Origin of the sequence: Haloarcula amylolytica JCM 13557 (assembly GCF_000336615.1) — an archaeon.
GTDB lineage: Archaea > Halobacteriota > Halobacteria > Halobacteriales > Haloarculaceae > Haloarcula > Haloarcula amylolytica.
In genome coordinates this window covers 17,122-36,824 of the sequence record NZ_AOLW01000010.1, presented here as the reverse complement: position 1 = coordinate 36,824, position 19,703 = coordinate 17,122, and the positions used below count along the sequence as shown (strand labels likewise).

20 protein-coding genes are annotated in these 19,703 nt (G+C 64.9%); 8 read left to right on the top strand and 12 right to left on the bottom strand.

The features are described 5' to 3' along the window. Position 1 precedes the first annotated feature (1 nt). The gene (locus C442_RS03725; protein WP_008307936.1) at positions 2-1,006 is read left to right on the top strand and encodes an AI-2E family transporter; all 1,005 of its coding nucleotides are present in this window, start codon (positions 2-4) and stop codon (positions 1,004-1,006) included. A 31-nt stretch (positions 1,007-1,037) separates the two neighbouring features. Here C442_RS03725 and C442_RS03720 read toward each other — a convergent pair whose 3' ends face one another. Beyond that, positions 1,038-1,838: a sulfurtransferase gene (locus C442_RS03720; protein WP_008307935.1), complete on the bottom strand. Its 801-nt coding sequence runs from the start codon at positions 1,836-1,838 to the stop codon at positions 1,038-1,040. A 263-nt stretch (positions 1,839-2,101) separates the two neighbouring features. On the opposite strand from C442_RS03720, the gene C442_RS03715 reads away from it, so the two are divergent. The 3 genes from C442_RS03715 (at position 2,102) to C442_RS03705 (ending at position 5,362) form a co-directional block, all read left to right on the top strand. Next, complete coding sequence (locus C442_RS03715) at positions 2,102-2,965, top strand: sulfurtransferase (RefSeq protein WP_008307934.1); 864 nt, start codon at positions 2,102-2,104, stop codon at positions 2,963-2,965. A 443-nt stretch (positions 2,966-3,408) separates the two neighbouring features. Further along, the gene (locus C442_RS03710; RefSeq protein WP_008307932.1) at positions 3,409-3,714 is read left to right on the top strand and encodes a hypothetical protein; all 306 of its coding nucleotides are present in this window, start codon (positions 3,409-3,411) and stop codon (positions 3,712-3,714) included. Positions 3,715-4,126: 412 nt separating this feature from the next. After that, positions 4,127-5,362 carry an MBL fold metallo-hydrolase gene (locus C442_RS03705; protein WP_008307930.1) on the top strand — a complete coding sequence of 412 codons (1,236 nt, stop codon included), beginning with the start codon at positions 4,127-4,129 and terminating at the stop codon, positions 5,360-5,362. A 28-nt stretch (positions 5,363-5,390) separates the two neighbouring features. On the opposite strand, the gene C442_RS03700 is transcribed toward C442_RS03705, so the two are convergent. Then, the gene (locus tag C442_RS03700; protein ID WP_008307928.1) at positions 5,391-5,570 is read right to left on the bottom strand and encodes a ribbon-helix-helix protein, CopG family; all 180 of its coding nucleotides are present in this window, start codon (positions 5,568-5,570) and stop codon (positions 5,391-5,393) included. A 151-nt stretch (positions 5,571-5,721) separates the two neighbouring features. Here C442_RS03700 and C442_RS03695 point away from each other — a divergent pair, with 151 nt between their 5' ends. Both C442_RS03695 and C442_RS03690 read left to right on the top strand, forming a co-directional pair. Then, on the top strand, positions 5,722-6,957 hold the full coding sequence (locus C442_RS03695; protein WP_239642253.1) for a hypothetical protein: 1,236 nt from the start codon (positions 5,722-5,724) through the stop codon (positions 6,955-6,957). Positions 6,958-7,014: 57 nt separating this feature from the next. Beyond that, positions 7,015-7,317: a cupin domain-containing protein gene (locus C442_RS03690; RefSeq protein ID WP_008307924.1), complete on the top strand. Its 303-nt coding sequence runs from the start codon at positions 7,015-7,017 to the stop codon at positions 7,315-7,317. Between the two features lie 5 nt (positions 7,318-7,322). On the opposite strand, the gene C442_RS03685 is transcribed toward C442_RS03690, so the two are convergent. From C442_RS03685 to C442_RS03675, 3 genes are all read right to left on the bottom strand, one after another. After that, positions 7,323-8,108: a hypothetical protein gene (locus C442_RS03685; RefSeq protein WP_008307922.1), complete on the bottom strand. Its 786-nt coding sequence runs from the start codon at positions 8,106-8,108 to the stop codon at positions 7,323-7,325. A gap of 39 nt (positions 8,109-8,147) precedes the next feature. Beyond that, positions 8,148-9,224 carry a hemolysin family protein gene (locus C442_RS03680; protein WP_008307919.1) on the bottom strand — a complete coding sequence of 359 codons (1,077 nt, stop codon included), beginning with the start codon at positions 9,222-9,224 and terminating at the stop codon, positions 8,148-8,150. A gap of 83 nt (positions 9,225-9,307) precedes the next feature. Further along, the gene (locus C442_RS03675) at positions 9,308-10,249 is read right to left on the bottom strand and encodes an oxidoreductase (RefSeq protein ID WP_049942805.1); all 942 of its coding nucleotides are present in this window, start codon (positions 10,247-10,249) and stop codon (positions 9,308-9,310) included. Positions 10,250-10,334: 85 nt separating this feature from the next. On the opposite strand from C442_RS03675, the gene C442_RS03670 reads away from it, so the two are divergent. Continuing rightward, on the top strand, positions 10,335-10,589 hold the full coding sequence (locus C442_RS03670; protein WP_008307915.1) for a glutaredoxin family protein: 255 nt from the start codon (positions 10,335-10,337) through the stop codon (positions 10,587-10,589). A gap of 105 nt (positions 10,590-10,694) precedes the next feature. After that, the gene (locus C442_RS03665) at positions 10,695-10,991 is read left to right on the top strand and encodes a hypothetical protein (protein WP_008307913.1); all 297 of its coding nucleotides are present in this window, start codon (positions 10,695-10,697) and stop codon (positions 10,989-10,991) included. An 86-nt stretch (positions 10,992-11,077) separates the two neighbouring features. Here C442_RS03665 and thiE read toward each other — a convergent pair whose 3' ends face one another. Genes thiE through C442_RS03630 form a run of 7 tightly spaced genes read right to left on the bottom strand, consistent with a single transcriptional unit; the run spans position 11,078 to position 19,418 of the window. After that, positions 11,078-11,713: a thiamine phosphate synthase gene (gene thiE / locus C442_RS03660; RefSeq protein ID WP_008307912.1), complete on the bottom strand. Its 636-nt coding sequence runs from the start codon at positions 11,711-11,713 to the stop codon at positions 11,078-11,080. A 42-nt stretch (positions 11,714-11,755) separates the two neighbouring features. Continuing rightward, positions 11,756-12,817 carry a phosphate uptake regulator PhoU gene (locus C442_RS03655; protein WP_008307911.1) on the bottom strand — a complete coding sequence of 354 codons (1,062 nt, stop codon included), beginning with the start codon at positions 12,815-12,817 and terminating at the stop codon, positions 11,756-11,758. A gap of 2 nt (positions 12,818-12,819) precedes the next feature. Continuing rightward, positions 12,820-13,497 (bottom strand): phosphate signaling complex protein PhoU, encoded by a 678-nt coding sequence (phoU, locus tag C442_RS03650; RefSeq protein ID WP_008307909.1) that lies wholly within the window; start codon positions 13,495-13,497, stop codon positions 12,820-12,822. A gap of 3 nt (positions 13,498-13,500) precedes the next feature. Beyond that, the gene (gene pstB, locus C442_RS03645; protein WP_008307907.1) at positions 13,501-14,442 is read right to left on the bottom strand and encodes a phosphate ABC transporter ATP-binding protein PstB; all 942 of its coding nucleotides are present in this window, start codon (positions 14,440-14,442) and stop codon (positions 13,501-13,503) included. After that, positions 14,435-17,089, bottom strand: a complete 2,655-nt coding sequence (pstA, locus tag C442_RS03640; RefSeq protein ID WP_008307906.1) for a phosphate ABC transporter permease PstA — start codon at positions 17,087-17,089, stop codon at positions 14,435-14,437. Before pstA ends, pstB begins: the two co-directional genes overlap by 8 nt. Further along, positions 17,086-18,207, bottom strand: a complete 1,122-nt coding sequence (gene pstC, locus C442_RS03635) for a phosphate ABC transporter permease subunit PstC (protein WP_008307904.1) — start codon at positions 18,205-18,207, stop codon at positions 17,086-17,088. The genes pstA and pstC overlap by 4 nt, the downstream gene beginning before the upstream one ends. A 59-nt stretch (positions 18,208-18,266) precedes the next feature. Beyond that, on the bottom strand, positions 18,267-19,418 hold the full coding sequence (locus C442_RS03630; protein WP_008307903.1) for a PstS family phosphate ABC transporter substrate-binding protein: 1,152 nt from the start codon (positions 19,416-19,418) through the stop codon (positions 18,267-18,269). Between the last annotated feature and the right edge of the window lie 285 nt (positions 19,419-19,703).

Genomic DNA, 19,703 nt, shown 5'->3' with positions numbered 1-19,703 from the left:
CGTGGTAACACGCCGACGAACCTACGTCCTCGCGGGCCTGCTCGTTCTCACCGGCTGTCTGACGACAGTCCTGCTCGCGCGAGTGCTATCGACGATATTCTTCGCAATCACAGTCGCATACGTCCTGTTCCCCGTCTCGAAGTGGCTCGGGCGCCACGGGCTCAACAAGCGAGTGTCGGCGGCCGTGACGACTGGTATCGCCTTCGTCAGCGGCACACTCATCGTCGTCCCGCTCGGGGCCGTGCTGTATCTCCGCCGTCGTGACCTGTTTTCGTTCTTCCAGCAACTCCCTCCGATGGTGACCATCGATGTCGGCGGGTTTAGCTACCCGGTCGAGATCGCGCCGACGTTGCTATCAGCGCGACGGATACTCACGGATTTCGCAGTCGACCTCGCGGCAGAATCGCCCGTCCTGGCGCTGAAAGCCGTCCTGTTTACGATTCTCGTCTACGCGATGCTGTGGCGGCCACAGGCACCGAAAAAGGCCGCCTATCGGACGGTGCCGGCGTCGTATCACGAGGTCGTCAACCGACTCCATCAGCGACTCCGGGGGACGCTGTACGCGATTTACGTTCTCCAGGCGGCGACGGCGTTCGGGACCTTCGTCGTGGCGTGGGTCGTGTTTTGGCTGCTGGGCTATCAGGGCGCGTTCGCGCTGGCGGTGGTCGCCGGCATCCTGCAGTTCGTCCCCGTCATCGGCCCCAGCGTCGTCGTCCTTACCATCGCTGTCGCGGACCTCATCAACGGAAACATCACCGGCGCGATACTGGTGACCGTGTTCGGCCTCGTCTTCGTCGGCTTCCTCCCCGACGCAGTCATCAGGCCGAAACTCGCCCGCTACACGACCGGCCTCCCGGCCAGTCTCTACTTCGTCGGGTTCACCGGCGGCGTGCTGACGCTGGGCGTCATCGGCTTTATCGCCGGGCCAGTCGTCATCGCGCTGTTGGTCGAACTGTCGTCGCTGTTGACGAACGAGCAGCAAGGAGACCAGCAGCAACTGACGTAGTGTGGACTGTGTCAGCGGTCGCGACGCCGACTCAGTTTGTCTCCAGCGGCCGCCCCTGTGCCTCCCATTCGGTCAGGCTTCCTTCGTAGAAATCCACCTGCTCGAAGCCGAGATGCCGCAAGACGACGTAGGTGTGGCTGATGCGACGGGCGGTGTTACAGTAGAGGACGACGCGTTTCTCGGGGACGATGCCCGCACGTTCGAGAACTGATCGTGCCTCGTCTTTCGGAAGCAGTCCCCGCGTCTCGTCGTCGACGAGGTCCCGCCAGTCCAGCAGGACCGCACCGGGGATGTGGCCCTCGTCGTACTCCCCGTCCTCGCGTGTGTCGACCAGCACCGCGTCAGGGTCGTCCGCGGCGTCAGCGACCGCGTCCGGGCCGACCAGCGGCGTCGAGTCGGGACGCGTCACCTCGTAGTCGGTCGGCTCGACGGCCGGCGACTCGCTCGACGTTTCCCGTTCCAGTTGCCAACTGGAGAAGTCGCCGTCGAGGAGATGGAGCCGGTCGGGGTCGTGGCCGAATAGTTCGGCCGTGACGAGGAACCGCGCGGCGAAGACGCCGTGGTGGTCGTCGTACGCGACGATGTCGCTCTCCGGGGAGACGCCGGCCTCCGAGAGCAACTCTGCCCAGTCGCCTTTGTCGGGGAGCATCCCTTCGCCAGCGTCGGCGTCGGACTCCGCGCCGTGTTCGTCTGCCCGGAACGAATCGAAGGGCACGCTCACCGCATTCGGGAGGTGGCCGAGGCCGTCGTACTCCCAGGCGTCGCGCACGTCGACGATTCGGATACCCTCGTCCTGGCTCGCCACCCACTCCGCAGAGACGAAATCAGTCATTGTCGTGGCGTTACCGCTCTGTCCGCTTGAAAACTCCCATCGCAGTCGGTCGAAGGTGGTTGCAAATATTGCCCATTCTCGCGGGAGAACAGACCGAGCCGTCCCGGACATGGTACTCCATGGCCCTTATTCCCTCCACCGCTGGAACGCCGTCTTTCGCCCCCTCCAAATAGGGGTAATATATGCCGCCAGGGTGGATGAGTGGCCGAACATGCCGAAAGTCGTGGTAATATATGTCTGGTAGACTTACGCTTCGATGCACTATGACTGACTACGCTAACGACGTGCTCGTCTCGGCCGACTGGGTCAGCGAGCATCTGGACGAGTTCCAGAGCGACGACCCCGCCCACCGACTGGTAGAGGTGGACGTCGACACGGAACTGTACGACGAGAGCCACGCACCCGGCGCAATCGGCTTCAACTGGGAGACGGACCTCCAGGACCAGACCACGCGGGACATCCTCGACAAGGACGACTTCGAGGACCTGCTCGGTGCCCACGGCATCAGCGAGGACTCGACAGTTGTCCTCTACGGTGACAACTCCAACTGGTTCGCCGCCTACACATACTGGCAGTTCAAGTACTACGGCCACGATGACGTGAAGCTCCTCGACGGCGGCCGCGAGTACTGGGTCGAGAACGACTACGAACTCACCGACGAAGTGCCCGAGTTCTCCGAAGTCGACTACGAGGCCGCCGGTCCGCGCGAGTCCATCCGCGCCTACCGAGAGGACGTCGAGAACGCCATCGAGCGTGAACTGCCGCTCGTCGACGTCCGCTCGCCCGAGGAGTTCTCCGGCGAGATCCTCGCACCCCCTGGACTCCAGGAGACCGCCCAGCGCGGCGGCCACGTACCCGGTGCCCAGAACATCTCCTGGGCGGCCGTCACCAACGACGACGGCACCTTCAAGGACTACGACGAACTCGAAGCGCTCTACGCCGAGTACGGCATCGACGGCGACTCCACGACGGTCGCCTACTGCCGCATCGGTGAGCGCTCCTCCGTCGCCTGGTTCGCCCTGCACGAACTGCTGGGCTACGACGACACCATCAACTACGACGGCTCCTGGACCGAATGGGGCAATCTGGTTGGTGCGCCTATAGAGAAGGGCGAAGCGGACGACTAAGCGCAGCGAAGGAGTTCGCTTCGTAGTGGAACGGGGAGCCCGCAGGGCGACCCGTGGAACAGGCGAGGCTGAGTAAGCGCAAGCGCACGAAGCCTCGAATCGAAGCGGCGACCAACGGGAGCCGCGGAGAAAGGCGAAGCGGACGACTGACGCGATATTCGACCGCAGGGAGAATCTCGGTTGAGCGAGCGGGCCTTGTCCGCGAGCAGCGTAGCGAAGGAATCGGCCTCGTAGCGGAACGGCGACCACCGGGAGCCGTGAAGCAAGGCGAAGCTGAGTAAGCGATAGCGCACGAAGCCTCGAATCGAAGCGGTGACGGCTTACTTTCTGATTTTTGTAGCGTTGTTCGAGAGCAAGAGCGTCGCTGAGACAGGGCTCCGCACCGAACAGTCAGTCGCCGACCTCGACATACAGCGTTGTCCCCAACCGTACATTCAAGTCAGATGCGGGTCGTACACCCGAATGTGGACCGAAAGGAACTCGAACGGGAACTCCGCGACGCCTTCGACGCCGACCCCGATATCGTCACGGTCGTGGCCAGACAGGCACGGGACCTCTCGGAATCGGACCAGTTCGTGACCGACTTCGGGGCGGAGCTGACGGTGGGGGATGTCGTCGACAACCTCGCGGACGCGCCCGAGGACTATCAACTCGCCGAGCGGTGGAACTGGTGGCTGGGTGCGCTTGACCTCTCACACGGCGGCTACGCGCGGTTCAGCGTGCGACAGGACATCGACAAGACGTCCTGACCTGTCGCTGTCGGTGTTTCTGCGTGGATGGAAAAACGGCGCGACGCCAGTCAGTGTACGCTAAGCCCGTGTGCCTCTCGTGCGTGTTCGAGGAGTTCCTCCGTCGTGTCGAACTCCTCACCGCAACTGCACGTGTGGTACGTCGTCGGGGGTTGCTGGCGTGTCGCCATGACAACTGAACAATGAGCCCCGAGTATAATAATTGTTTATGCTAGCGTGATAACACTGCCCAGTCGACGTGTTATCTTCACACAATACCGGAACCGAAAACAGTCCCCTGACAATTCAGAGTGGCTAAACGTCCAGATATCGTCATATTCTAGTTCATAGATATTCCGTCGGTCCGGTGGCTAAGAACACGGTTCGGTCAGAACCGACGAACGGAAACGGGCGCGACGCTTCCATCCGCATAATGGATGTGCAGTTTCTCGGCGGGGCGGGTGAGATCGGCCGGAGCGCCGTCCTCATCGACGAGTCGCTGCTGCTGGATTTCGGGATGTTGACCGACTCGCCGCCACAGTTTCCGGTGCGTACGCCGTCGCCGGACGCCGTCGTCGTCTCGCACGGCCACCTCGACCACGTCGGGACCATCCCGGCGCTGGTGTCGGGCGACGCGCGGCCACCGATTCACTGGACGCCGCCGACGTACGAACTGGCGATGACGCTCGCGCGGGACACGCTCAAGCTCCACGGTGGGACGGTCAACTGCCCGTTCACCGAGACGAACGTCAGACGGGTCACGCAGGTGTCGGAGACCCACGGCTACCGCGAGTCGTTCGAGGCCGCCGGCTACGAGGTCACGTTCTACAACGCCGGCCACATCCCGGGGAGTGCGCACGTGCTCGTGGACGATAGCGACACCCGGCTGCTGTACTCCGGCGATCTCCATACCGACGACCAGCGCCTCGTCTCGGGGACGACGGCCCGTCCGGACGCTGACGCGATTATCTGTGAGAGCACCTACGCCGATGTCGACCACGAACCCAGGAAGACGGTCGAGGAGCGGTTCGTCGAGAGCGTCGAAACGACGCTCTGGGAGGGCGGCACCGTGGTCGTGCCCGCCTTCGCCATCGGTCGAACACAGGAGATGCTGCTCATCTGCGAAGCGCACGATATCCCGTGTTACGTCGACGGGATGGGCAAACAGGTGACCGAGATGCTCGGGCAGTACCCCGAGTTCGTCCGCGACGCGGACGCGCTCCAGCGGGCGAAATCCCACGCTCGGTTCGTCACAGGCAGAGACGGCCAGCGCAAGCGTATCACCGACCAGAAGGCGGCAATCGTCACCACCAGCGGGATGCTCTCTGGGGGCCCGGCGATGACGTATATTCCCGAAATCCGCGGGAATCCGATGAACAAGATCACCATGACTGGGTATCAGGTGGAGGGGACGCCGGGGCGAAACCTCATAGAGACCGGCAGCGCCGAGATAGACGGTCGGATTATGCCGGTCAGCGCGCGCGTCGAGCAGTACGACTTCTCGGCACACGCCGACCGCGACGGGTTGTTTGAGTTCCTCGACAGCTACCGTGACACGCCGGTGCTTGTGAACCACGGCGACCGCTGTGAGGCCTTTGCGACCACGCTCCGCGAGGACGGCTACGACGCGACAGCGCCCGAGCTAGGCGCGACCGTCGCCATCGAGTAGACGGTTACACAGCCGACCTCGGCCCCGCTCAGCCACTCTCGTCTGTGTCTTCGGCGGCACGCTGTTTCAGCCACTCGTCGAGCAGGTCGCGGATCGCGGCGTCCCGGTTGTCGCGGTGATCGGCGAACGCTTTGTCGTCAATCGCGTCGAGCAACTCCTCGTCCAGTTCGACCTCAACCGATTCGAGGTCCAGAAACGCTTCGTCCATTGATTACGGGGAGTTGAACGGCCAGAGAAATATATCCTCGTCAGACAGCCGTCGGTCAGTCGCGTGACGGCGACCGCGAAGGCGGGGAGTTCCGGAGAGCTGTCAGGCGACCGCCATGCTTTGATTACGACTCGCGTCGTATCCCCATCCGATGATGGTTTCGCTACAGTCTCTCATCGGTCCCCACCGGCTCGACGCGCTCGGCGCGTGGGCAGTTACCGGGATTCTCGTGGGTGGCGTCGGACGGTTCGCGGCCGGTGGCGAATTCGATTGGGCAGTGCTCACGGCACTCCTCGTCACTATCGCGGTCACGGTTCCGTTCGCCACGCGGGACCTCGAAACGACGGTGCCCGCGGAGTTGCTCGGACTGGTCGCGGTACCGGTACTCGTCCGGACGTTCGGCGGCTTCCCGCAGGTCACGCCGTTTCTCGTGGTCGCCGGGGTCGCGCTGTTGCTGGCCGTCGTCCTCGACGCGTTTACCTCGCTGACGATGACGCCGCGGTTCGCGACGGTGTTCGTCGTCATCGTGACAATGGCCGTCGCGGGCGTCTGGGCAGTCGGTATCTATGCGACCGATACGCTACTGGGAACCACGTTTCTCGATGGACAGACAGAGTTGATGTGGGATCTCGTCACTGCGGCGGGTGCCGGTGTCGTCGCCGGTATCGTGTTCGAACTGTACGTCGAGCGGTCAGCACGCATCGCCCGACTGCGCGTCTCGGGAGCGGATCCCCCGGCAGTTGACCAGTCGGAAGCGTCCCTTCCCGGAAACGGTACGCACCATCACATTGCAGTCCGGACGCTACAGGCGCTCCTCGGTGTAATATCCGCATTCGCGCTCGTTCGGGGCAACGTGACGCTGTTCGTCAATAGCGGTGGCCCGCTGGCGATAACGTTCCTGCCGGCGCTGTTCCGCCGGGAGTACGGCTACGCGATGGACACCGGCCTCGTGCTGTGGATAACGGTGGCGTCGATCCTGCACGCGGCCGGCGCGCTCGAACTGTACGGAGCGTTTGGCTGGTACGACAGTCTGACTCACGCCGTCTCGGCATCACTCGTAGCCGGCGTGGGGTACGCGGTCGCACGAGCAGTCGAACGTCACTCCCGGGCCGTCGATTTCAACCGCACGTTCCGTGCGACTTTCGTCGTCCTGTTCGTCCTCGCGGTTGGTGTCGGCTGGGAGATTCTGGAATTTGCCAGCGGCGGCATCGCGTCGATGATCGGCAGCGAGGCGGTCCTCGCCCAGTACGGCACGAGCGACATCGTGAACGACCTCGTGTTCAATACGGTCGGCGCACTCGTCGTCGCGGGCTGGAGTACCGCCCACTTCGAGGGTCTCGCGGCCCGACTCACCGGGCGGGTCGGGCGGCTCACCAGCGGTGATTGAGTCTCTGACGACCTCTGTTCCCGAAAGCGGCTCTACGGTGCAGACGGACCGAAACGTATGGAACAGACACATCTCAGTTTCGACCGCTACTTCGAGGTCGCAATGGAGACCGACGAGGCACAGGCCGCGGAGATGACTGTCGAGCCGGGTCGGTCCGTTGGCGGCCCGGAAAACTATCACGAGCACAGCGACCAGTGGCTGTTCGTGGTCAGCGGCACCGGTGTCGTCACTGTCGACGGTGACACCCACCGGGTCGACGCCGGCGACCTTGTCCGCATCGAGGCCGGCGAACGCCACGGCATCGAAAACGACGGGGGCGAGCCACTGGAGACAGTCAACTTCTACACGCCGCCGCGATAGCCGTCTCAGGACTCGGTGTCGTCGACCGGAGACAGTTCGTAACAGGACTCGTCCCGAAGGACGAAGGCCACGTCCGACGCGCTGAGCGTGCGGGCTACCTCACCGGTGACAGTCGCCGCCTCGTCCGCCCGGAGGGTCGCGTCAAGTGCCTCAACTTGAGCGTCGGCGAGCGACAGCGGTTCGAGTGTCACACACCGGTCATCGTTCGTCGATTCGACTGCATACGTGACTTCGGCCGGCTTGTCGCCGTGGACCGCAAGCGAGAACACGTAGTACGAGCCGTTGTGGACGTACACCGAGCTGTTCGGGTCGAAGCCGCCCACGTCGGAGTCGTACCGGTGCTCTCCCGCTTCTATCGCATCGATGGCTTCGCGCCGGTCACTGTCCGGGAGGTCGGCCACGCGAACCGTCGACTCATTCCCGGAGTCGTCGACTTCGCTCACGCTGTACTCGTTGACGTACCCGCCGGACCCGCTGGTCCGCTCGACGACCGCGTACGTCGTGCCCTCGAACGCGAAGCAGTCGAAGTCGCGAAGCACATGCGCCCACCTGTGTTCGGTCACGTCTGCCGACGTATCGCGGGTAGCCGCTTCGAGTTCCCCGAACGTCTCGGGAAGGACGCCGACAGTCGCCGTTTCGGGCACTGCTGCGGCGTCGACCGGTGACAGCACTACCGGGCCTGGCGTCGCTGTCGCCGTGGCTTCTTCTGTCGAGGGATCGTCGCTGAGCCCGGAACAGCCGGTCACGAGTGTACAGGCGATGGCTCCAAGAACGGTCCGGCGGGAGGGCATAGTCGCCGATTTCTGGGCGACCGGTAAATGCTTTCAGCGTCAGGCGACGCCGGCCTCCGCGTCCATCGGGTCCTGAATGTCGCCGACGACCTCTTCGAGCAGGTCCGTGACCGTCACCAGCCCGATGACTTCGCCGTCCTCAAGCACGAACGCGAGTTCCTGGCGCTCGGCCTGGAACTGGTCGATGGCGTCGCTGACGGTCGTGTCCGGCGACATCGTCATCGGCGGCGAGGCGACGGCTTCGAGGTCGATGCCGTCCAGCAGACCGCCCGCCCCGTCCTGCTCCTCGCGCTCGTCGACGAGCGCGGGGATGTAGATGATGCCGAGGAACTCTTCGAGCGTCTCGCCGACGAGCGGGTAGCGGGTGTGTGGCGTCTCAGCGATCCGCTCGGCGTTGGTCGCGTCGTCGTCGGTGGGCGACAGCGCAACGATGTCGTCCCGCGGGACCATCACCTCGCTGACTTCCCGGTCGCCGACGCGGAACGCGGAGAGGACCTCTTCACGGCGCTCGTCGGGCACGTCGCCGCGGTCCAGAACGGAGCCGAGTTCGTTGCGCAGTTCCGCGCGGGACTCGATGCTATCGACTTCCGCTTCGAGCCACGCGCCGGACATCTCGACGCCGAACAGCCCCAGTGTCCATTTGGCGACGCCGTCGCCGACCGAAATAATCGGCGAGATGAGCTTGGCGAAGTAGTACAGCGGCGTCGCACCGTACCGACAGACGAACTTCGCGCGCTCGACGCCGAGATACGTCGGCGTCTGCTCGCCGTGGGTCAGGTGGACAAGGTTGATGAGGAGGAACGCGATAGCGCCGCCGATTCCGACTCCGGCCAGTGCCGATGTCTCGAAGTACGGCTCGAAGATAGCCGCGAGCGCCGGTTCGGCGATGATACCGACGGCGATACTGGAGGCGGTGATACCGACCTGACAGCTCGTCAGATATATCTCCAGGTCGTCGGTCATCTCCCAGGCCCGCCGGAGGCCGGGTTCGTCGAACTCGGACTCGTCGTACTGTCTGGCCCGCGTCAGTGCGAACTCGATGGCGACGAAAAAGCCGTTGGCGAGAATCAGGGCGATTCCTGCAAGCAGCCTGACCGCGACTTCGACTGGTTGCATGTGCCGGCGTGGTTCACGTTCCGGCGGTGAAAAAGTGGGGATTGCAGTCTCCACTCACGCCGCGGCAGCACCGTCGGCTGTTCTCAGACACTTTCGAAGTCGTACTCGACGCCAGTGAGGTCGGTCGAGACCGCCCAGAGCCGCTCGGCGGTCTCCTCGTCGCGCGAGGCCGCGTTCGACTGCTGGAATTCTGGCGCGCCGCGCATATCGAACAGCCCGCCGGGTCCGACGTACTCGCCGCCGATGACGTCATCGGCGGTGGCGGCGTACAGCATCGGCAGCGCGCCCTGTTCGGCGGATTGGGCGAAGACGGCGTTGGCGACGCCCATGACCGCGGTTCGCAGCGTCGAGCCCATCTCCCTCGGCCCGCGGAACTGGAGGTCGGTGTCGGCGTAGCCGGGGTGGCAGGCGACGCTTAGCACGTCGTCCCAGCCGTGGTTGCCGAGGCGCCGCTGGAGTTCGTAGGCGAAGAGGAGGTTTGCGAGTTTGCTCTGGCCGTAGGCCGACCACTTCCCGTAGGAGCGGTCGCGCTGGAGGTCGTCGAAGTCGATTTCGCCCATCTCGTGTGCGCCGCTCGACTGCGTGACGATCCGGGATTCGCCGTCGGCGGCCCGGAGCAGGTCGAGCAGGTGTCCGGTCAGGGCGAAATGGCCCAGGTGGTTGACGCCGAACTGCGTCTCGAAGCCGTCGGCCGTCTCGCTCCGGGGAATCGCCATGACGCCGGCGTTGTTACAGAGGATGTCGATAGCGTCGTAGTCGTCCCGGAGGCTGTCGGCGAACGACGCGACGTTCGACAGGTCGGCCAGATCACACTCCCGGATGTCGAGCGTCGCGTTCGGAACGGCCTCGCGAATCTCCGCGGCGGCTGATTCTCCGCGCTCGACGCTCCGGCAGGCCATCACCACTGTTGCACCCCTGCGAGCGAACGCTTTCGAGCCTTCGAGACCCAGCCCGCTGTTCGCGCCAGTCACGACCACAGTTCGGCCTCTCAGCGGGGGCATGTCTTCGATAGTCCAGCCAGTCATTGACGGAGTTACGGGCGCGAGACACTGAAACCCATCGCCGGTGGGAGAGTGAGAGTCTTATGCCGTCGCCCCCGTGTTTCCAGTAATGAGCGACGTGTCGGTCACCGTCTACACGCGGGAGGACTGCCATCTCTGTGAAGAGGCCATCGAGACAATCGAGCGGGTCGCCGACGACGAGGGGGTCGCCATCGAACTGGACCTCATCGACGTCGACGAGGACCCCGACCTCCGCGAGGAGTACGGCGAGCGCGTCCCCTACGTCTTCGTCGACGGGTCGCCGGCGTTCAAATACCACGTCGTCGAGGGAGAGTTGCGCGAGAAACTGCAGCAGTGGGCGTAACCGCAGGGGCCGGACCTACCAGAGCCGTTCGCTGTCGGGACCGGGTCGGCGCTATTGGGCAAGTACCAGTGCTGTTTATTATTTCTCGATGAGAACACGTCGGCGATGCCCTCCAGTATCAGCGAGACGCTCTTTAGTGAGCCGTCCGGACGCCCGATTACACTCGTCCACGCCGCCGGGGCACTCATCTTCGCCGGCCTGTATCTCTACGGCTGGGTCGTCGATGGCACCCCGGCTGCTTGGTTGCTCGCCATGGTAATCGGGACCGGATTAGCCGGCACTGCGGAAGCGCTTCCGAAGAGCCGACACCAAGCGGCCGGTATCCTCCGCTCCGTCGCGATTCTCGTGTTCCTCAGTCTCGTCGTTGCGTCCATCGTTGCACCCGAGTTCATCGTTGGCTGACCGCTGTACTGTGTTGGGAGTGGCATCGTTCCCCTTTGGCTGGGCTACTTCAGGAGTGTGCGCACGGTCGCCGACGAACGCCGGTGCTACTGACCGCGTTCGACCGCGTGTTTCAGTGCTTCAGCGGCCGCCGCCGGGTCGTCGGCCTGCGTAATCTCGGTGATAACAGCTACGCCGTCGGCCCCGGCTTCGACGACCTCGGTGGCGTTCTCGGCCGTGACGCCGCCGATACCGACGAAGGGAATGTCCACTGCCTCGGCGATAGCGGCGACGCGGTCGGTGCCGATGGCGTACTCGTCGTCGGCGATGTCGTCTTTCGATCCGGTGGCAAACACCGCGCCGACGCCGAGGTAGTCCGCGCCGGCGGCCGCGGCCGCTTCGGCGTCTGCGACAGTCGAGACGGAGCGGCCGATGAGCGCGTCGTCACCCAGAAGCTCCCGCGCAACGGGAACGGGAAGGTCGTCGTCGCCGAGGTGGACCCCGTCGGCGTCGAGGGCCTGTGCGATGTCCACGCGGTCGTTGACGACGAACGCGACGCCAGCCTCGCGGGTCAGTTCCCGGAGTTCCCGGCCGAGTTCGTAGCGTTCGCGCGCGGTCCGGTCCTTCTCGCGGAGCTGAACGACGCCGACGCCGCCGTCGATCGCGTCCGCGACGATGTCGGCGGTTGTCTGGCCCGCCGAGAGCGACGCCTGCGTGACGAGGTACACGTCCCAGTCGACCATAGCGGATTTCGGAACCGATGGCCCTTGTGTGCTGTGCGTTCGTCAGGACTCCGTTTCGGCTGTCGAACTCGGCGCGTTCGCCTCGTCAGTGCCGGCGTTGTCAGCCGTGAGCGCCCCGTCGCGGACGGCCATTCGGAGGCCGAACTCGGCGATGTTGCCGCCGTGTTCAGCCGTTCTGGAGAGACTATCGAGGGCGCGCGTGAGCCGGTAGTCGGCGTCGCCGGATTCGAACAGCTGTCGGTCGAGGTCGGTTATCCGCTGGCGGACGGCCCGGCGCGTGGCCAGCGTCTGTCGAGCGGTAGCGACGCAGGCGTCACCGATGATGACGCGGACAGCGTCTTCGACGACGGTTCGGACCTCCTGAGCGATACCTTCGAGGGCTGTGACGATGGTCCGCCCTGGCTGGCCGTCGAGCTGGTCGGCGACGGTCCCGATTCGCTCGGCGTGGTCGGCCACGCGTTCGAGTTCGTTGGCGGTCGCCCAGAGGCTGAACAGTTCGGGGCGGGTCAGCCCGAGCGCGTCGATTTCGTCGAGCCGTGCCAGTCCCCGCTCGAAGTAGCGGTCGATCATGGCGTGCAGCCGGTCGGCCTGCTCGTCTCGGTCGGCCCATCGGTCGCTGGTCGTCCCGGTCGTGAGCGCGGCCATCGCATCCCGGTGCATCGACAGGGCGACGAACTGGAGCTGGCGGACCGACTGCCTGACCGACACCTCGCCGGCGTCGAGCAACGTCTGGACCGTGACTTGTGTCTCGGTTTCCTCGGCGACGGTCACGCCGGTCAGGTTCCGAGTGACACGTTCGATGGCCCGGAGTTGTTCGTCGGTGTAGCCATCAGGGACTTCGAGGACGACTGATTCGACGCCGGCGGCGTAGGCTGCCCGGAGTAACTGTTCTATCTCGGCCGGGTCGTCGGTCCCGGCTTCGAGTTCGACGCGGTTCCGCGCCGTCGTCTGGGACTCGGGGGTCTGGATCACTAGCAGGCCGTCGATGTGCGTGTGGAGGTTCACCGTCGTCCCGGCCGTACAGTTCTCCGATTCGGCCCACTCTTTCGGCAGCGAAACGGTGTACGTGCCGCCGCCGACGGTCTGTATCTTTCGGGTGTCCATGCTTAGTAGATGAGTTCCGAGTCGGTTTCGACCATGTACAGCGTGCGTGCCGCGATGTTGACGGCGTGGTCGCCCACGCGTTCGAGGTCCCGCACCGTAAGCAACAGCGCCGAAACGTCGTCGAGGAGCTGCTCGACGGCCCAGCCGTCGTCGCCGTCGGCCTCCCGCTCGATGAGGTCCCGGGCAACGGTCTCGCTGGCCCGCTGACAGAGCGCGTCGAGTTCGTCGTCGTCAGCCGCGACGGCGCGGCATTCGTCAATGTCTTCACGTCTGTACGCGTCGATACTGCGCTCGACCATCTCGGTGGCCTCGCGGCCGATTGTGTCGACGTCGACTTCCGGGGCGAGACGGCGGTCGGCGGACTGCGCGTAGGCCGCGAGGTTCGTGGCGAGGTCCGCGACGCGTTCGAGGTCGGTGATAATCTTGAACGAGGCGGCCACGAATCGGAGGTCGGTCGCGACCGGCTGCTGGAGGGCGAAGAGGTCGATGCAGTCGGCTTCGAGTGCCAGATACAGGTCGTTTATTTCGTCGTCGCCGTCGATGACCGACTGTGCCAGGTCCTCGTCGACGGACCGAAGCGCAGTGAGGGCCGCTTCGAGTCGCTCGACGACGAGTGTCCCCATGTCGACGACGGCAGCCCGGAGTTCGTCCAGTGCTTGCTGGTACGACTCTCGTGACATGGGTCACCCGAACTTGCCGGTGATGTAGTCCTCGACGCGCTGGCTCTCGGGGTTCTCGAAGATCTTGTCCGTGTCGTCGTACTCCACGAGTTCGCCGCCGGTGAGGAACACGGCGGTCTGGTCAGAGATGCGAGCGGCCTGCTGCATATTGTGAGTGACGATGACGACGGTGTAGTCCTTCGACAGTTCCTCGACGAGGTCCTCGATCTTCGACGTGGCGATCGGGTCGAGCGCCGACGCCGGCTCGTCCATCAGGATGACCTCGGGGTCGACGGCCAGACAGCGGGCGATACAGAGCCGCTGTTGCTGGCCGCCTGAGAGGCCCAGCGCGTTGTCGTCGAGGCGGTCGCTGACCTCGTCCCACAGCGCGGCCTGTTTCAGCGAGCGTTCGACGAGTTCGCCCTCCTGTTCCGTGTCATCGCGGCCGAACAGGCGCGCGAGCAGGCCCTTGTTGATGTCGCCGTGCTTGCGGGGACCGTAGGAGATGTTCTCCCGGATGGACTTGGGGAACGGGTTCGGCGACTGGAACACCATCCCGATGCGTTTGCGAAGCTCGACGAGGTTGGCGTTGGGGTCGTAAATCTCAGTACCGTCCAGCTCAACCGAGCCGTCGATTCGAGCGGCCTTGATACGGTCGTTCATGCGGTTCAGACACCGCAGGTACGTCGATTTGCCACAGCCCGACGGGCCGATGAGCGCCGTGACGCTGTTTTCCGGAATCTCCATCGAGACGTCTTTCAGCGCGTGGTCGTCGCCGTACCAGACGTCGAGGTTCTCGACCGAGAGCTTCGTATCGCCGTCGAACTCGTACTGCCGCCACTCCTCGCGGACCTGCTCCTCGCTCTCACCGGCCGTCGTTTCGGTGCTCGGCGAGGCGGCTGTGACCGTCTGCTCGCCGTTCGTTTGCGTGTCCGTGCTCGGCTCCGTGTTGATGCTATCACTCATAGTTGAGTTTCCTCCGGAAGTACGTCCGCGCCGTGATACCGACCGCGTAGAACGTCAGGACGACCATCAGCAAGATGAACGCGGTCGCCCATCCCATCTGCGGCGACCCCGACACTCCGGCCGCGATGACGGCCCACACCTGCGTCGGCAGTGACGCCGAGGCCGTCAGGAGGGCGTCGTTGGCGATGAACGGCGGCCCCGAGACGAAGCGGAAGCCGTCGATGACGTCGACGCTTTCTGTCGCGTTCAGCGTCGACCCCAGCACCAGAATGAGCGGGGCAGTCTCACCGGCGATACGGCCGACGCCGAGGATGACGCCGGTGATGACGCCCGGCATCGCCGCCGGCAGGACGACGCTCTTGATCGTCTCCCACTGGGTCACACCCAGGGCCGCGCTGGCGTCCCGGTACTCGTCGGGAACGGCCTTGATCGATTCCCGCGAGGTGATGAGCACAAGCGGCAGGAGCATGAAACCAAGCACCAGCATTCCGGCCAGCAGCGACTCGTCGCCGCCCAGCCGCGGAATCAGGAACGCCGCCCCAAACAGGCCGAAGACGATACTCGGCGTGCTCCAGAGCGCGTTCGTCGCGATTTCGACGACCGCGGTGAACCGGCCCTGCTCGGCGTACTCGGTGAGGAACACCGCCGCACCGACCCCCAGCGGGACGGCGAACAGCGTCGCCCCGACGACCAGCCACACCGTGCCGACGATTGCGGGCATGATCCCGCCGGGTTCGGCCCCAAGCGGGATGTAGGCCTGCATCACCATCGGCCACGAGAAGCTCCCCTCGTTCGAGACAGCGACGCCGAGCACGGTGAACGAGACGCCGGTCGCGGCGACGTGCAGGCCGACCAGGGCGGTGAAGCCGGCCGCGCCGACGAGGCCGAGGCGCGTCTCCTCGGTCAGCAACCGGCGGGTGATCGTCTCCTCGCTGGACCGCTTTGCGACAGTCGTGAGTGTCGCCAGTGCGAGCGAGGCGACGGCGGCCCCGAACGCGACCACGGGCACGAGGTTCACCGGGCCGACCCGCGGATTGATGCCGGCGACGGGCTGGAGCAACAGCGCGGCCAGCAACAGCCCGAGTCCGCCGAACACCCCCAGCGTGAACAGGGGGGCCTCGCGCTGTGCGCTGTCGGCCAGCGTCGGCCCGTCGCTGGTGAGCACGCCGACGAGGGGGGTGACGGCGAGGCCGCCCGCGGCGACTGCTCCGGCGACGACGGCGGCGAATCCGAGCGTCTCACCGAGAGGCAGACCGAACGGAGCCGGGCCGAGAATCAGGAAGAAGCCGATGAGGACGACCAGCACGAGAGCTGCGGTCGGGACGGCCTGTCGGATCGACCCGGTCCGCTCGGACTGCGTCCCGACGTTTCGGAGCGAGCCGAACGAGCGGAAGAAGGTGACTGCGAGCAGCACCGCTGGTGCGAGCAGCAGTAGCGGCCCGACCGTCGTGTCGGGGGTCACTGCGAGTGCCGTATCGAGTGCCTGCCCCTGTCGGTTGACCTGGACAGTGTAGGCGTAGGAGTAGCGCAGCGGGGACCCGGTGACGAGCACACTCACGAACGTTGCGGCGAGCGCACCGACCGCCGCCAGCGGGAGGACCCGAAACAGTTGTCGAGCGCCGTCGTTCCAGTCGTTTGTGCCCGCGGGTGTGCGAGCGAACTGGACGGCGGCGAGGAGGGCTGGCGTCAGGAAGACCAGCGCGGTCAGCGCACCGACCGAAAGTCCGCGGACAGCGTAGCCGACGCCCTTGAGCGTCACGAACACGACGATTGTCGCCATCACGGCCACCATCAGGAAGGCGTTGAGGTTGATGACGAGGAAGGCTCCGTACTCGCGGCCCCGAGCGCCGAACCCGGCCCGACACTTGGCGGCCGACCAGGCTGACAGGAGCGTCCCGACGAGGAGGAACACCGGGATGACCGCGCCGCCGGTGAAGCCACCGGAGAGCGTCTGGGGGTTCCACTGCCAGCCGACGCCGATGGTGCCGGTCACGATTGTCAGCCCGAGCGCGCCGACGACGAGCGCCGTCGGGAGCGTCGAACCGAGGTCCTCGCGGGGGAGAATCGCCAGCAGGAACAGGCTGACGCCGGCGACGGCGGCCCCGATGAGCCACGGGAGCGAGCCGAACCCGGCGAGGGCACCCCCGACAGCCGCGCCCATAGCGAGGCCGATTGCGCCGAAGGCCACGCCGGAGAGCAGCCCGGCGCTCATGTTCGGTTCCGTGTCCACGAGTTCGAGTCGGGAGGTGACGCCAGCGGCAGTGATAGCCAGCGCCTCGACCAGTAACACGGCCCCGAGTAGCGTCGCCATCGTCACCGGAAGGAGCGCCGCGAGGACAGTCAGCGCGACCACCGAGACGACGAGGCCCAGCCCGATGCCGCGCACCCGCTGTGAGGTGACCGGGACGACGTTGGCGTAGGAGGCGAGGCCGGTGATTCCGACGGCCCCGACGACGACAGCAAGCAGTGTCCCGAGCGCCGTGGTGAGGCTGCTGCCGCTGGCACCGGGCGGAACCAGGTTCACGAGCGTGACGAGCCCGAGCGTGAAGCCGATAACGCTGAGTGCGATTGCCGCATCGAGCCCCCGGTCGTAGCTGTTCGAGTCCGCACTGACGAGTCGGTCGGTGGTCGCGTAGGCGTCACTCATTGTTGCCCCTTCAGTTTCCGCTGCATACGTCGCTCGATGTACTGCGAGACGATGCTCATCCCGGCGACGATGACGAACAGCATGACGCCGGCGACGAACAGCACGTCGACAGTGCTCTCGGATGCGCTCCCGTACTGGGTCGCAATCAGGCTGGTCAGCGTCGCGTTCGCGTCGAAGACGTCGAACAGCGGGTCGGCGAACTGCGTCCCCGAGGCCATGATCGCGGCGACGGCCATCGTCTCGCCGATGGCCCGGCCCAGTCCGAGAATGACGGCCGCGGAGATACCCGAGAACGCCGCCGGGATGGAGATGCTCTTCATCGTCTGCCACTCGGTCGCGCCCATGGCGACGGAGCCGTCACCCATCGACTGGGGGACGCTGGAGAGGGCATCCTCGCCGACGGAGACGACCGTCGGCAGCGCCATCACGCCAACGACGATACCGGCGATGAGGAAGCTCGCCCCGTCGTCGAGGAAGTTCGTCTGGATGAAGCCGTTCAGCACCTGAAAGCCGATGAACCCGTAGACGATAGAGGGGATGCCGGCCAGGATCTCGACGCCGGGCTTGATGATCTCCCGCAGACGGTCGCTAGCGACCTCGGCGATGAACAGCGCGCCGAACAGGCCGAGCGGCCCCGCCACCGCGCCCGCGATGACGGTGACGACTACCGTCGCCCAGATCATCGGTATCAGCGAGTACGCCCCGCTGAGCGGGTTCCAGTACGTCGAGTCCGACGGCAGGACGGTTTCGAGCCAGAAGAACCAGCGGGCCTCCCCGCCCTGCTCCGGAATCAGTAGCAGTCCGGTCCCGTGTTCGAGAAACGCCGGCAACGCGCTCGCGAACAGGAAGAACGTGATGAACGCGACGGTCAGCACCGTAAGGACCGTCGCGACCAGCGTGAGCAGGCGTGCGACTTCGGCCTGATAGGTAACCCAGCCGACCGCGGTGACGAACACGAACGCCAGCAGCATGGGCAACGCAAGAGCGGGCCGAAACAGGAAGACGAGAATCGTCGCCACCAGCGTCGTCGCGACCGCGCCGACAGCAAGCGTCGACCCGTCAGCTCTGTCCTCGCTCGACACCGTCTCGCCCTCCGTCGTAGGTATGTCCTCTGTCATAGTATGGAAAATCGACCGGCACGGTCGATAGTCGTCCGACGACTCTCAGTTGCGGTCGATCACACCTGGTCGGGGAGCTTGGCGCGCTCTTCCTCGCGGCGGCGCGAGCCGAGCTTGAAGTAGTTGTTCGGTGCGACGAAGGTGTCCTGACCGAAGTCGGACAGGATCATGTTGATGACCGCGGCCTCTTTCTCCGAGGTGCCTTCCCAGGTGTACATGTGGAGGTCGCGCGACAGCGGGTACGCCTTCGAGTCGAGACCGTTCTGGTCGTCCTGATAGCTGTAGGTTGTCCCCTCCCATTCCAGCGAGATGGGGGCCAGCCCGTCGGTGTCAATGAACGCCAGCGCGAGGTAGCTGATGGCGTTGTCGGCCTGTGCGATGGCCTGTGCGAGGCGCTGATTCTGCCCGTAGCGGTTGGCAACGGAGGTGTCTTCCTCGGAGTTGCCGAAGACGTTGGAGACGAAGGAAGTTCGCGTTCCGGAGCCTTTGACGCGGGCGAGGACCTGAATCTCACGGTCCGGACCGCCGAGTTCGCTCCAGTTGGTGATTTCGCCCTTGTAGAGCCCCTTGAGCTGGTCGCCGGTGATCTGCTCGACACCGGCATCGGCGATCTCCTGGGAGACGACCAGCGGCTGTCCGTCCACGCCGACGACGTGGTCGACGAACTGCTCGTAGGAGTCGCGGTCGGGCAGTTCGTCCTCGACGTTTCCGGAGGAGTTGCCGAGGTCGTTCTGCCCGTTCATGACCTTCTCGATTCCGGTCCCGGAGTGTGAGAGGCCGACAGTGTACTGGAACGGCGGCCCCTCCTCGCCGCCGGCTTCGAACCCGTACAGGCCGGCCCAGTAGTCGGCGAGGTTCTGGTCCGTGTCGATGTCGTACTCTTCGTGGGGCCAGTACTCGGTGTCGCTGGCCGGTCGGTTCGCGTTCCAGTAGGACGCTGCCGTGTTCGCGATGGGGTACACCGTCGAGGAGCCGCCGGACGAGAGTGCGCTGGTACCGCCGGAGCTACCGCCCTCGTCGGTGCTTTCGGTCGCTTCCATCTCCGTCGACACCGCTTCGGTGTCCGCACTCTCGCCGGAGCTCCCGTCCGACTCGGAGTCGCCGCTACCGCTGGAACAGCCAGCGATCGCAGCGATACCGGTCGCACCTGTCGTTGCGATGAATTTCCGCCGCGATACGAACTCTGACAGCCCGTCTGGGTCGTGCGCCATCACCAGAGTCAAGCAGGACGGCTAATAAGTAACCTGCTAAGATTGCTATATCTATTGGGTTATTACTATATAGATATAGTATGCTAAACAGCCACAAATGGGCAGGCATATATCAGCGAGCACGTCGTCATTGTGCCTTCAGCCCCCCGAATACGCCGCATATGGGCGAGTGGCCGAGTATAGCTTTTTCAGCCGTTTGAACTACCTACACCGGCGAATTTCGTCGCCGAATCGACGGTTATCCGGAGAATATGTCCCCAAATATTAGAGCTTGGATATAGTATA